12 protein-coding genes and 1 CRISPR repeat array are annotated in these 13714 nt (G+C 42.3%); of the genes, 2 read left to right on the top strand and 10 right to left on the bottom strand.

Features of this window, described 5'->3' with window-relative positions; genetic code table 11:
• Positions 1-13: 13 nt before the first annotated feature.
• From HDCHBGLK_RS07520 to HDCHBGLK_RS07475, 10 genes are all read right to left on the bottom strand, one after another.
• Positions 14-1291, bottom strand: a complete 1278-nt coding sequence (locus HDCHBGLK_RS07520) for a double-cubane-cluster-containing anaerobic reductase (RefSeq protein ID WP_004607798.1) — start codon at positions 1289-1291, stop codon at positions 14-16.
• A 153-nt stretch (positions 1292-1444) separates the two neighbouring features.
• Entirely contained in the window at positions 1445-2590 is a 1146-nt protein-coding gene (locus tag HDCHBGLK_RS07515; RefSeq protein ID WP_004607799.1) for an aminotransferase class V-fold PLP-dependent enzyme, read from the bottom strand.
• A 209-nt stretch (positions 2591-2799) separates the two neighbouring features.
• The gene (locus tag HDCHBGLK_RS07510; protein WP_004607800.1) at positions 2800-3813 is read right to left on the bottom strand and encodes a DUF7309 domain-containing protein; all 1014 of its coding nucleotides are present in this window, start codon (positions 3811-3813) and stop codon (positions 2800-2802) included.
• A 472-nt stretch (positions 3814-4285) separates the two neighbouring features.
• Positions 4286-5182: a CRISPR direct-repeat array (repeat unit 32 nt; unit sequence CTTTCAATCCACTCCACCACACAGGTGGAGAC).
• A gap of 185 nt (positions 5183-5367) precedes the next feature.
• Positions 5368-6243, bottom strand: coding sequence for a CRISPR system precrRNA processing endoribonuclease RAMP protein Cas6 (gene cas6, locus HDCHBGLK_RS07505; protein ID WP_004607802.1), 876 nt, complete (start codon positions 6241-6243; stop codon positions 5368-5370).
• Positions 6236-7057: a hypothetical protein gene (locus tag HDCHBGLK_RS07500; protein WP_004607803.1), complete on the bottom strand. Its 822-nt coding sequence runs from the start codon at positions 7055-7057 to the stop codon at positions 6236-6238. The genes cas6 and HDCHBGLK_RS07500 overlap by 8 nt, the downstream gene beginning before the upstream one ends.
• Positions 7058-7060: 3 nt before the next feature.
• A complete protein-coding gene (locus HDCHBGLK_RS07495) occupies positions 7061-8041 on the bottom strand; it encodes a hypothetical protein (protein WP_004607804.1) in 981 nt (326 codons plus the stop codon).
• A gap of 12 nt (positions 8042-8053) precedes the next feature.
• Positions 8054-8740 carry an RAMP superfamily CRISPR-associated protein gene (locus tag HDCHBGLK_RS07490; RefSeq protein ID WP_004607805.1) on the bottom strand — a complete coding sequence of 229 codons (687 nt, stop codon included), beginning with the start codon at positions 8738-8740 and terminating at the stop codon, positions 8054-8056.
• Positions 8741-8763: 23 nt separating this feature from the next.
• The gene (locus HDCHBGLK_RS07485) at positions 8764-10602 is read right to left on the bottom strand and encodes a Cas10/Cmr2 second palm domain-containing protein (protein ID WP_233440745.1); all 1839 of its coding nucleotides are present in this window, start codon (positions 10600-10602) and stop codon (positions 8764-8766) included.
• Positions 10603-10759: 157 nt separating this feature from the next.
• Positions 10760-11647: a DUF6602 domain-containing protein gene (locus HDCHBGLK_RS07480; RefSeq protein WP_004607807.1), complete on the bottom strand. Its 888-nt coding sequence runs from the start codon at positions 11645-11647 to the stop codon at positions 10760-10762.
• Positions 11648-11747: 100 nt separating this feature from the next.
• Positions 11748-12170, bottom strand: a complete 423-nt coding sequence (locus tag HDCHBGLK_RS07475) for a hypothetical protein (RefSeq protein ID WP_004607808.1) — start codon at positions 12168-12170, stop codon at positions 11748-11750.
• A 293-nt stretch (positions 12171-12463) separates the two neighbouring features.
• On the opposite strand from HDCHBGLK_RS07475, the gene HDCHBGLK_RS07470 reads away from it, so the two are divergent.
• Both HDCHBGLK_RS07470 and HDCHBGLK_RS07465 read left to right on the top strand, forming a co-directional pair.
• A complete protein-coding gene (locus HDCHBGLK_RS07470; RefSeq protein ID WP_039909881.1) occupies positions 12464-12697 on the top strand; it encodes a hypothetical protein in 234 nt (77 codons plus the stop codon).
• Positions 12698-12749: 52 nt separating this feature from the next.
• Positions 12750-13637, top strand: a complete 888-nt coding sequence (locus HDCHBGLK_RS07465) for a recombinase family protein (RefSeq protein WP_004607811.1) — start codon at positions 12750-12752, stop codon at positions 13635-13637.
• Positions 13638-13714: the final 77 nt, after the last annotated feature.

Here is a 13714-nt window from a genome sequence, read left to right as displayed (position 1 = left end):
TTCTGTTTACTCACTATCTGTTGTTGAGCATCTCGATAAATGCTCCTACTCTTGTACGAAGCTGTGACGCATCGCTGTCTGTATAGTCTGTCTCGATTCCAAGTACCGGAATGCCTGCCTCTTTCATAGCCCTTTCTACGAAATAGCCCTCTGTATCATAGAGGTTGCAGAACTTCAGGTTCACGTCAATGATGCCGTCCACCTTATATTCCTTCGCAAGGCGCAGGATATCATCGATTCTTCCGCTGTTCGGAGTGAAGCATGCGCAGTTGATCTTCATATAACGCTCTGCGATTGCCTTGATCTGCTCTTCCACCGTCTCCTTGGTCTCATCCACCTGGTTCTCAAAATAGCGCGTGCCTGTGCACATCTCTTCACAGACGATCACGCCGCCGCTGGTCTCGACGATATTATGTAATTTCCAGTTCGGGATGGCAAGCGGCGTACCTGTAAGCATGATTCGCTTCGTGCCTGCCGGAACAACGCTTACGCCGTCCTGAATCCTCTGTTCCAACTCATCGCAGAGCTTGTTGGTCATCTGCGTGAATCTGGCCGGATCATCGTAGAACGCAATCTGGGAAATTACCAGGGCATCCGTTCCGCTAATCGGAAGGTTATCGCTCTTGCGGCAGTTATAGAGCCTCTCCAGAGCCTTTCTCTTATTGTTGATCAGCTTGATGCTCTCGGCAAGTTTCTCGGCAGTCACCTTATTTCCGGTAAACTCTTCTACCTTTTCCTTTAAGGCCTCGATCTCCTCAGCCCATGCCTTGACATCCTTTGCACGCTTCATCTGCGGCAGGTCCATTACATAGACCGGCACATCCTCGCTTAAGATCTCCCATGCCTTCTTCTTTCCATCGCAGGTCGTCTCTCCGATGTACATATCTGCGATCCTAAAGAATGGGCAAGTCCTGTCAAGCCTTGCGCCAACAGATGCCTTGATCAGCGGACAGGTATTCGTCGGAAGCACCTTCTCTCCTCCCGGAACCCAGAACTGGGAGCCTCCGCACAGGCCTGTGGCAATCGCGTCCGCCGCAAATATAACCTCATCCGGCACATAGACGCAGAATGTTCCGAAGACCTTTCCGCCTTTGTTCTGATGCTCGATCAATTCCGCCGGGCGTATTCCGTGGATATCCGCCACGACCATGTTATAGTAATCCATGCCTTCCGGCCTGTTCTCCTGTGATAAGAAAACATCCCCAAATGCCTGCGGCAGTACTTCGCATAACTGGTCATGCAGTTCCAGGTTCATGCCCAGGTCGCTCCACATCTTGTGATTATTGTCCATATTATCGTCCTCCTTGTATTTTACAATATTCGACTATATTTACCGTATCATTTTTTCCTATTAAGGACAACGCAACCTGCTGGAATGGGCTATTGTTAATTCCCAACATTATCCATACTTATTTATGTTATCTATATCTCATCTATATCTTCATCAGACAAGTTCGCGCAGCGTCCGAATACAAATATCAATCTCCTCTTTAGTGTTGCTTGCGCTAAATGCAAAGCGGATAGTCCCCTGTGGAAATGTATGCAGCGTCCGATGAGCCAGCGGCGCGCAGTGAAGGCCGACTCTCGTCATAATGTCTGCCCGCTGCTCCAGTTCAAATGCCACGACTGCGTTATCGCTGGTCTGAAAGTCAAGAGACACCACGGCTACGCGCTGTCTTACGTCCTGCCTTCCGGCAATCCGGATTCCCGGCAATTCCTTTATACTCTCAAGAAAATACTCTGTCAGTTCCATCTTCCTGTCGTGAATCTTCTCTATCCCCGTCTCTTCAAGATAAGACAGCGCAGCATGCAGCCCGATAATTCCCGGCAGATTCATTGTCCCGCTCTCATACTTGTCCGGCAGATTATCCGGCATCTCGAAGGAATCTGACTGGCTCCCTGTTCCGCCCGCAATATAGGGCTGCATCTGGCGGTCCAGCTCCTCGGATATCAGAAACCCGCCAATCCCCTGGGGACCCAGAAGCCCTTTGTGCCCGGTGAATGCCAGGAAGTCGATGCCGCATTTCTGCATGTCTATGTCAAGAGTTCCGGCCGTCTGCGCCGTATCCACCGCAAAAATAAGATGCCTCCGGCGGCACATTTCCCCGATTTCCCGGATGGGCACGATGGTTCCGCAGACATTGGATGCATGCGAGGCGATGATTGCCCTTGTCTGCGGCCGAACCAGCCTCTCCATCTCTTCTGCGCTGACATTCCCTTGCTCATCCGCAGGAGCAATGTCATACGTCACGCCCCGGCTCGCCATCTGGTGAAGAGGGCGCATCACCGCATTGTGCTCGATTCCGGTCACGATTACATGATCCCCGCTCTTAAGGAACCCCTGAATAAAATAGTTCAGGGAATAGGTAATGCCCGGGGAGAATATTACGCTTCTTGAATCTGCGGCATGGAACAGCCGCTTAAGCTGCTCCCTGGTCTCCAGCACGATTCCAGCCACTTCGTATGCGCCTTCATAATTGCCCCGGTTGATATTGAACGCGCCATTCGTCAGAAGTTCCGCCATAGACTCTGCGACCTTTGGCGCTTTTGGCCAGGATGTGCTGCCATTGTCAAAGTATATTCTTTCCATCTTCTTCCCCCTGTGTGAAATGTTTGTCCGAATGCGGGAGTCAATGGTTATTGCCTGCCCGCGTTAAATTAATCTTATCATATTCCATGCGCCCCATTGATTGAAAAAGGAAATAGGTGATGCGTTATATTTTTCTTATCTATAATGCATCATCTATTCCCTTGATTTATTTTCTAACCACACGATTTTTCCCGTATGTTACTTCTTCCTTAGAGTCTTTCCCGCATGCCTTCCCAAAACTCGCTGACTGCCGAAAGTTTTTTCACTCTCCTTAACCGTATTCCGGCTACTTGGCACACCTGATCCAGGATTGCCTCGATAATCACATTGCTTACCCGGATTTCCTTTGGCGCTCCATGGGTCAGGATAAATCCCACCACAGTTTCAGCCAGTACCACCATTGCATCCTCGTCAGGCCCGACCATTTCTGCCTTCAACATCATTCCCGAATTCCTCTCCGCCAAGAGACACAGCATTGGGTTGGCAGGGCGGTCATACTTTTTATCAGTTACTGCCGACCCGGTGTAAGTACACTCAGCCTCCAAAATACAATCATTTTTCGACGCTTCTTTTAATTCCCGCAAAAGTTCTTCCTCCGTCAGCGTCAGGCTGGGAAACTGGCAACTGGTAAATGGCATGGCCTGTGCTCCCCACTTCCTGGCTCCTGTCTTCTCATTAAACGCATAGCAAAACAGGTCGCCTCCCTTAAAGTCTACCACTTCCTCCATATCGCGGTAGCATTGCACTGCCTCCAGAAGAAGTCCCAGGTATCTCGTCATCCTTCGCACTTCATCCTCATCCAGATTGTATGGAAAATAGCCTGCCTGATAAGACATAAAGTACAGCCATTGATTCTTCCCACGGTACTTATAGCCCAGTTCTTTGATCGTCTTTCTCTGTTTCTCACTCAATTCTTCCCGGTTTCCCCAATAGCAAGTCAGATTATTCTGGGAGAACATTGCAAACTCAACGGAAAGATTCATTTCATCTGCCAGTGCGAGGCGCATAAAATCATTTAATCCATCATACCCCTCATATACCGTTATCCCATAGCAGTCTCCCCCTTTTCCGAGAATGCTTACAAAGGCTACATCTTCCTCTTCTTCTCCCTGCAGCTGGATCAGATCCATATCCCAGAAAGACTCCCACGGGCGCAACTCCTTAAGTTCCGTTGCGATTTCATACAATGCCTTCCACTCTGCTAAACTTGCTTCTTTTCTCATTTGCTCATTTCTCCTCTTATTCTGTGTACTTTAGGCATTTGATAAATGCTGTTCTCCTTGATTTTACTGGGGTTTCTTACTTGATTTATATAAATTTTCTCTCCACGGGTGGTAAGATATAGGTAACGACACCAATACATTTCAACTCCTGAGGAGGAGAAAATTTATGACTGCTAAATATCAACAGATCGCTTTAAATGATATTTTTTCAGACTTTCAAAGCAAACTCATTGACAATTACCCTCTTTCTTTGTTCTTTTTTCAGAACACTTTGATCTCCATGAATTTATTCCACCCGAGTTCTATTCGGCTTTCAGGTTTCTCTAAAGTCCCCGATACTTCCCTGTTATCACGTTTTAAACATGATTTCGATGCTTACATTGAACTTATGTTTCAAAGAATGGTGGATCATACCGAGCCCATCTGCCAGCAGATTCATGTGTCTCTTTCTCAGACTAGCATTGTCATCCCTCTTTCAATCCACTCCACCACACAGGTGGAGACTTATCGAATTTGAGAGGTGCGAGAAACCAGAAGACTTTCAATCCACTCCACCACACAGGTGGAGACAAAATGGGCGCGTAATTAATTATACAGGTGATTTCTTTCAATCCACTCCACCACACAGGTGGAGACGATAATAGTTCTTACACAGCACAATAAGCAGATAGACTTTCAATCCACTCCACCACACAGGTGGAGACTTGATGGAGATACTCGGAATCGAGTACCCAAAAGACTTTCAATCCACTCCACCACACAGGTGGAGACATGCGGATTTGGAACGGAACGATATAAATTTGATCTTTCAATCCACTCCACCACACAGGTGGAGACTTTCTTTCCTTCAAGTTAACCACCACCTTTAATTCTTTCAATCCACTCCACCACACAGGTGGAGACCCACACATTTTCTAATATGTGGCGTTTTATGAATCCTTTCAATCCACTCCACCACACAGGTGGAGACTAGCAGAGAAAGGGAAGGTTGTGGACTTTTCTGTCTTTCAATCCACTCCACCACACAGGTGGAGACCGAGATTTCAGATATCCTGCTCATGACACAGAATCTTTCAATCCACTCCACCACACAGGTGGAGACGTAGTCTGTTAAAGTATCTTAACACTATATACATCCTTTCAATCCACTCCACCACACAGGTGGAGACTACGGTTAGTAGAAAGGGAAACTAATGAACGAATATCTTTCAATCCACTCCACCACACAGGTGGAGACGTTATTGGTAGACGGAGTTAGAGGACCATACATCTTTCAATCCACTCCACCACACAGGTGGAGACATACTGTCCGTTCTGCATGCTATCCCTCCTTCCTACTTTCAATCCACTCCACCACACAGGTGGAGACTGCAATATCATATAATATTATACAGGACTTTTTGTTAATTTCCAACAAATTAACTATTATTTCATATATTTATCACCAGTTTTTATTACATATTCTTAGCATTACCATTCCATTTTGTATCTTTTTTTGGTGCGAATCCCCCTGGAATTTTATGTTTGCTTGACATTCGCACCAAATTTCAATTGCTAGGCAAAGACGACGTTAACCTGTCCATACCCAAATGTCACATTTCTGCCTATATGAAGTACACTGGCCGCATTTAGCCAAGGTGTAAACGCTGTGAGTTCTCCTTGATATGCTAATGATCCCATCACACCGCTCATGTCCATTTTTTCGCCTTTTCTACTGGAATATCGCTCTAGATGGCATACATATATCTCTGCATTCTTTTGTTTGATTTCCCTGGCCATATCGCATATGGTTTCTGCCTTTTCTCTATCTATATATCCGCCATACCTATCTACAATATCTGATATCCGCCTGGTTATATTTCGCATAATGGCAGGCATATCAATCTGAGTCAGCAATTCGCCATCTCTCCTGATCCGTAGTGGCGTCTTCATCTGAATAGAACAATACTGGCAATTTTCATAAATCTCATCTACCAATGCACTTGCCACAATCTCTTTCTGCCACAGATGTTCCCCATCCCATATTGGATGAAGGCTGACTCCATGGCGTATATCAACCAGTTCGAACTTTGCCCTGCCTGCCCCTAAGCCAAATACAGATGTCTCTGTCATTACATTTACAAAGTCCTCTGCATACTTTATCCCATCGCCAAGCAGCAGGATCTGAAACACAAGTTCATCATTTTCTTGATAATTCATTTTCTGTGGCGGCGTGTTGATTATATATGGATTTACGATATCTCTTTGTCCTGTACTTCTTCTTCGGTTTTCAAATAAGTAGCGATACACCTTTTGTTGAGGCAAAAGGGCCCACCCTAGCGTTCCGTGGAGCATAGAGCCTAAATAAGCCGGAAGTTTCACTGGTTCGCAGCATTTTAATCGAATTGTTAATGGCAAGTAGGTTACGGAAAACAAATTCTTATCATACATATTCTTCCCCTAATCTAATTTTAACAATACCATGTGGAAGATTGCATTCTTTATCCAGATAGATCGCTCCCTTTAGCATTCCATCCGCCGAATCCCTATATGAAAATAATTCTGACAGCAATAATCCCTTGTATCCGCCCATCAGCAATAGTGCCTCATTTCGTTTGCAGGTATCTATAAGCGATTGTACTCCAATCCTCGCCTCTTCTAATTCTTTCAGACAGCTTATTTCCCTTTTTACATTCTTTGGATTTTCATACACATTCTCAAGAATCCTATCCAGGCTATATATAAATTGTTTTAACTTTTCTTTCGTGCCATCCCGTATCTCCTCCAGGAAAGCGTCAAGTTCCTCCTCTGCATATATTTCTCCTTTATAGGAAATACCACGCCGGAGCATCTGTATTGCCATCTGAGGAAAGAACAGTTCAAGCATGATCTTCTTTCGATCTTCCGGCTTTTCTTTTATTTCCCACTGTTCCGGCAGATTCTGCACTTTATATAATTGGCGCAATACAATATCATCACTTCGAACCGGAATATCATCTACCATAAACCTGCCAAACTCATCTCTTAACTCGCGTTTCATCGCTCCCTTAATAGAAGAGCCGGGAATATAATATTCTGGCTGTTCTGAATGATACTCGCCATATTGGTAAAATGGATAGATTATGTTAATGTTTTTTCCATACTTCTTACTTATACTTTCCGGATCATAATCAATACCCGCATAACGCGCTTCCTGCGCTCTGGGAGAAAGCGGCATAGAAGAAATGGTTTCAAGATAATAATCAAATCTCTTAAGTTTTTTCACCCTTTACCCCTCCATTTCATTATTGAATAACGGATATAAAAAAGCGTTGCCAAATACAATTGCCCGGGCATCGAAGGGCGATGCCACAGAACGTCCTGTATGAAAAATATCAATTTTCGGATAGATAATACTTCCTGCTTCAATAAAACTAATGACCATTCTATCATCAGACTTTTCCCAGCCTGCGCTCATATTATAAGGTCTTCTTTCAGAGGTAAACAGGCGAAGCGTGGATCTGTCATAATCAATCCGATCTGGTAAAAGCATTCCCATATTCAGATATCTTTTGCCCATACATTTTTCTTCTTTCTTCTTTTCAATTCGCTCCACTACATATGTATTCATCCCCTGAGAAGTACGGGGTCCTAAGAAAAATCTTCCTTCTTCCTCCTTGGCCTCTTGGAGCATCTTGTATAATTCATTTTCTTCCGGGCCGTTTTCAATCGCCATATAAAAAACAAATTGACACAGATTACATTCTTTCTCATCTTTGTCATCTTTTCTTACCTCTACCACCTGCACTTCCGGAACGGAATAGAGGTTTGGATCAAGCCCCGGCAGGTTATACTGATGGCTGTCCAGTACTGCATGAATCTGCTGTAGTTCCTTAACTTTTACATATGGATATAATTCTGCTATCTTCTTAGGATATTCCATGACTTCTTTTAAGTCCTTTTCCTGAATGTATGCTCGTTTCTTTTGTTCTTCGTGAAGTGTCTTTAAATCGATCTTATCCGGTGATGAAGTATCTACTACTGTCAAATCCACTTGTGGCATTGGCATATATCCTTGCGGAAGCATATTAGAAATTGCGCAGTATAACTGGCCTTTCCGGATTTTTCTTACCAAGGCAGCCGCCTGCTCATCCGAATTTCTTTCTGCATAATGATAAATCATAGAGCCAAATATCTTCTGCGAATCCGGAATTTGGGTCAGCCGCCCTGTCAGTTTCATACAAATCTCGAAAACATCTACCTTTTTCATCTATTCTGCCTCCTATCTGACCTCAATCCGGACTCTGCCATAACCTCTGCTGCCAGAGCCTCCAAGACGATAAATACCTGAATTGAACTCCAGCAAAGAATTTTCTACAAACTCTCTAATGCCCTTTATCCCAAGTCTTTCCATTCGATAGAGCAGAATATCTCCGGTAAAAACAACTCCTGGACGCACCGTTTTATAGGTTCTTGGCTTTGCACTTAACTGGTCTTCCACAACATCAATTCTATTTTTGGAATCTATTGAAAATAATTCTCTTTCTTCCTGGCCTTCTTTTACCACCAGATCATTAAAAATCAGTTTGGGAGCATCATTAAATCCCTGAACTCCAAACAGGTATTCCGCAGATGCCTCTTCAATCGTCTTTTCAAACCGGTCATTAATTCCCTTTTTTCTCTCAGGTTCAATCTTATCTGCCACTTTTTCCAAATTCCTTATATTCTTTTCTTTTAAATCTTTAAAATAATCTTTATATGCCTTTGCAATCTCCTCTGCCGTACCGTCAGTCTCCATGTCGCTGATAATTCTGCGCAGCACGCCCTTTAAAGAAGAGGCAGGAACCAATGGCTTATTATAAAAATCGGTCTTCGTATACTGATCTATGCCTCCAATCTCAAATGAGGACGGAGTATCCCCAATAAACAGATTTGATAACGTCGTTAATTCTATCTTAATTCTTTCCATCTCGTTCCTCCCATTAACAATGATTATTTCGTTGACAGATAATGAATTTTAGCCCTGTTAAACCGATAAAAGATCATTAAGGCATCTACATATTCTTTCTTCCATAAGCCAGACTTTACTGCCATATTCTTAAAATCCTTTTCCTTAAAATACAAGTTTCCAGGCGGCTGTGTGCATTTTCTCTCTTTCTTTTCTTTAAGATATTGCCCTTTTGTCTTTGGATTCATGGCTTTTATCATTACAGCCGCAGCATCAATATCCATATCGAATCTTTTAAAGCGTATAAACATGGAGTTTGTAATTTGCAGAGTCTGGTAAACCTGTACAGGTCTTTTCACCTCTGGATTCGGATTTTTATAAAACGCCTTATTTACAAATATCTTTCTCATTTTGCTAACTAGACTTTCTTCCACTCCTGATTCCATCCACAACTTATACAAACTATTGTCATAAAGATAATGCAGCGGCCGGTTAAATACCTTTTTAATTTTTTCTTCATCATACTGTACTTGAGATTTTTCGCCTTCCCTAATATTAAATCTAATATCGCAAAGCAATATAAGCAGACTTATATATTTTACCAGTTTAGTACAAGAAGTTTGATCAAAGTTCAATTCCTTTGTCTCATTCTTTTTGCCAAAACTTATAAAACTTAATATATTTTCTAATAACAGAAGTTCTGCTTTTCTTTTCTCCTTACATGGATCATCTAAATACTGAGGCAAAAGATGATATAATACCAGATTGCTATGTATTATTCCCGTCGGATCTTCCTCTCGAACCTTCAGTTTTCTCAATAATTCGTAAAGAAATGCAGTCACTTCAATTCCTTCTTTTTCTGCTCTTTTTGCTACCTTTAATCCGTGAATCACATGTTCCCATTTTGGTACGTCCGACTCTGCTTCGGTATTTTCCTCTTCCTTTTTCTCCTCTCGCTTCACATCGTAATATACGACATCGTTTATGCAGATTCTTGCAACCAGCCGATCTCTTTCACCTTTATTCAATGCTTTTGCTTTTTTAGCTTTCTTCAATTGATCCTCGACACGTGCAAAATAGTAGCGAATCGGTTCCCGGTTGAAGGCAAAGTCCAAGCCAATGCTGAGCGTCAGTTTATTAAATGATGCGGTGCCAACCGTATCCTCAATAGCACTATTTAATTCTTTGACAATCCATTTGCAAAGATTAATACCTTCTATTAAATTTTCCATTCCCACGGCAAAAAAGATATCATCACCTGCAACATAAAGAGGATATACTTTAAACTCGCTATTATTTATTTGAAATCCCCTGACCTTTTCTTCTAAATACTCCATGGATATATATTGGTTCAGGATGCTGCTCACTTTCTGATATACCTCAAAATCTTGGATCTTCTGAAAAGCACTTCCCATTCCATCTAAATCTGCCTTAATCACCACAATTCGAAAACTTCCCTTGTCCTGCTTATTCTCATTGGACTTTTGCTCAGAAGCTCTCAAATCATTTATCGTCTGGACAAACGCGCCTCCCTCTTCATTCTGTGCACTTATATCTTCTTCATGGTATTTCATAAACTGAAAAAGAATCTCTTGATTCTCTTTCACTACCTGATTCATACATGCTTTGCTTTTCAGCAATTCCTTAGAACTTTGAATCGCTTTGAGTTTTCCATTCCCCGTTGACACGTCCTCTGTAAAAAGTACATACTTCAAAATCAGTTTTCCGCCTGACTCCCGGTAAAACTTTGCGAATAATCTCTTCAAACGTTTTGAGATTTCATCTTCTGCACACGTGGTAGTAAAGATGCATACTCCGGAACATTGGAGCAATATTTCTTTTACCTTTCCTGCAAATTCCCCTGCATCTCCTTCTATTCCCACATCCCTGTAGAAATCTCCGGAAATCCTCCTGGACGCCGCCATAATGCTTCTCAACGTGCCGCTGTTCGTCTGCTTTTCCTGGGTACCTGATTTAATCACTTCAAAAAGAGCCGTTTGAATCTTATCAATGGATATTGCTACAACCTGGTCTTTCATCTTATTCCTCCTCACATTCCTGAAATAGCTTTGCATAATCTTGATGAGGAAACAGCATGGGATTATTAATCAGCATCAATAGTTGGTTGAACTGTAGATTAAAGGATAAGAGGGATATGTTCTTTCCATTCTTATCATTTACTTGGAACTCCTCTAATTTCATTCCGCCCAATCTTTTCTTTGCTTTATCTGCATTATGGATCTTTTTCCACACATCCTCCGTTTTATCAATATTATTAAAGTTCAATGCCTCGAACCATTTCAGAAGATTATCAAACTCCTTATTAAACCGCACATCGATATAACTATCTTCAATATCTGATTTGCCTTTTTTTACCGCCAAAAGTACGATATCAAACAACTCCTCCAACTCATTGCTAATTTCAGTTTTTAACGCGCACAGTATAAGAATGGGGCGCGTTGATGGCTGCGTTAGTACTGGTCCTGTGGAAAACATAGTGGCTAATCTGGCCACTGCTCTTTCAGAAGTTCTCAATATCTTTATAGACTCAGCCCATTCTCCCAGGCTCTTCTTATCCACACTCGTGCTTTTGCATTGTATCACAGCGGCCACTGCCTCGATTGGTATGAACTTTATACTGCCATATCGGAATATGTACGGAGTATACATCTCATCCATAATCACAAGATCTGCTTCCAAAGATACATTATCCTTTGCATCAATGAGGAAGACGGATCTTTCTACCACGAATTTTTTGGGTATCAGGCCCTCGAATATTTCTCCCCAAATCTCTTCCCTTGCAGTCCCAATCGTAGTCGGATGTAAATCTTGTTCAAGATACAGTTGATTTACTTTCGATCGTTCAATCTGCTTATAATTGTTCTTGATGTTTTTGATTGCTTTTTTAAATCTTTCCTCGTCAGACATACCTTTTTCCTCCCAATCTTACTACTCGGCCTCCTTGTCACCCATACCATCATGAAACTGTTATTCAATTAATTCCCCCTTCCACGCACTGGCAAGTCCGTCACTTTTCTATAAACGTCCCTAAATACCGTTTCATCCGTTTTGCCGAAACAGACCCTAAGTCATAACTCTCCTGCCTCAGATAATAGTCGAAGACAATCCCCCTGGAAAAGTCAATCAGTTCCCATGCAACCGTCCTGGTATCCTCATTGAATGAATACAATTTCTTCTCCACGCATTCATCCAAGGCTTCTTTTACCTTCACATAGAGCGGAATGGTATCATCAAACAGATTCTCATCATAATAATGCAAGGCGCAGACGTATAACTCTCTTCCCAGTTTTGCGAACTTTAAGGAAACGATGACTTTTGCGTCAAATATTTGAAGTACCTTGTCCAGAGGATCTGCGGCCTCCTTCTGCGCTTCCAGAATCTGCTTCAGCAGTTCCTCTTCATGCGTGCTATAGCACTGCAGGATCTGCATCGATAAATACCTGATATGTTTTTTCTGATTGTAGCTGATGTTTATTTTTCATGACAAAACTCCTTTATAATGTACTCATTTTAACATATTTTGTAAAAATAATATATCCTTATCCATTTAATATTGACAATTCTGTATGAATGCGATTCCATGATTTCAGAATTTTGTAAACACGTATATAATCATGGAAGGAGCCTTATTATGAAGAAGTACAAAGTAATCGTATGGGGATTAGGAAGCGTCGGGCGTTATGCTGTAATAATGATCCAATCCAAGAAAAGCCTGGAACTGGTATGCGCATAGACGTTGATCCGAAAAAGGTCGGAAAAGACGCGTGGGAAATCTTTGGATTCGACAAGGCCAATGTCATCGTCTCCGATGATATTGACGAGGTGCTTGCAAGAAGCAGACGTAGTGCTAATCTATCTCCCAATATAGGAATTGTAGACAATATTTTGAAAGGTAAATGCCAATGTAAAAAATACAAGCTATGTATGCTTATGTACCAGATACAGAATTATCCTTAGATGTTATAGAGCAGGCTTTCAATGATGTAGTAAGTAATGGTGAAGAGTCATCTTGGTTCTATTCCGTGAAAAAGGTGTCCGCTTTATTGCCATTTCCAATGGTGTTGACAGCACACATTCTGAATCCAATGAATTTGCACCATTCTTAAACATTATGAATGAATGGTATGTGCGTGATACCGGCCGGAAAATCAAGTCTGTGCTACGCAACAAGGGTATGGAGGGCAAGCATCTGACTTCTAATGTCATCTACGGATACAAAAAAGACCCAGAAGATAACAATCACTGGCTTATTGATGAAGAAGCCGCTGCCGTAGTAAAACGTATTTTCCAACTGATTATCGAAGGTAATGGTCCGATGCAGGTTGCAAGAATACTCTCAGTTGAAAAGATTGAACGTCCATCCTACTATCTTGCCAAGCAGGGACTCGGTACTTGCAGAGGCAAGTGCGATATGACAAGACCTTATTCCTGGACTGCTACCACCATCACAGACCTGGTATCAAAACCGGAATATATGGGGCATACTGTAAATTTCAGAACTTTTAAGGAATCTTACAAGGACAAGCATTCCCAATATGCCAATGCCCAGAATAATTACACCTGCTCAACCTATAGCAAGGCAAAGGGACATTTTGAAAACAAATGCTCCCAGCACCACGTAAGGACAGATGTGGTCAGACACCTGATTTTGACAACTTTGCAGTATACAGCAAGCTATATCAAAGAGCATGAGGATGAAATTCTGGAAAAGGTTAGAAGATCTAACATCTTGAAACAGGAAGCGGATACAAAGGCTCTCACTAAAAAGATTACCAAATCCGAAAAGCGGGTTGCTGAGCTTGACCATTTGATAAAACGTATTTATGAAGATAATGTATCCGGGATACTGACCGATAAGCGTTTCGATATGCTATCTGCTGACTATGAAAAGGAATAGTCTGAATTAGAAGAATTCCTTACTACTGCCAGAGGACAGTTAGCTACAGCAAAAGAAGAAGCTTCGAATGCCGATAA

Origin of the sequence: [Clostridium] scindens ATCC 35704 (assembly GCF_004295125.1) — a bacterium.
Classification (GTDB): domain Bacteria; phylum Bacillota; class Clostridia; order Lachnospirales; family Lachnospiraceae; genus Clostridium_AP; species Clostridium_AP scindens.
Note: the sequence above shows the minus strand (reverse complement) of the source record. Positions and strands in the feature narration are given on the sequence as shown.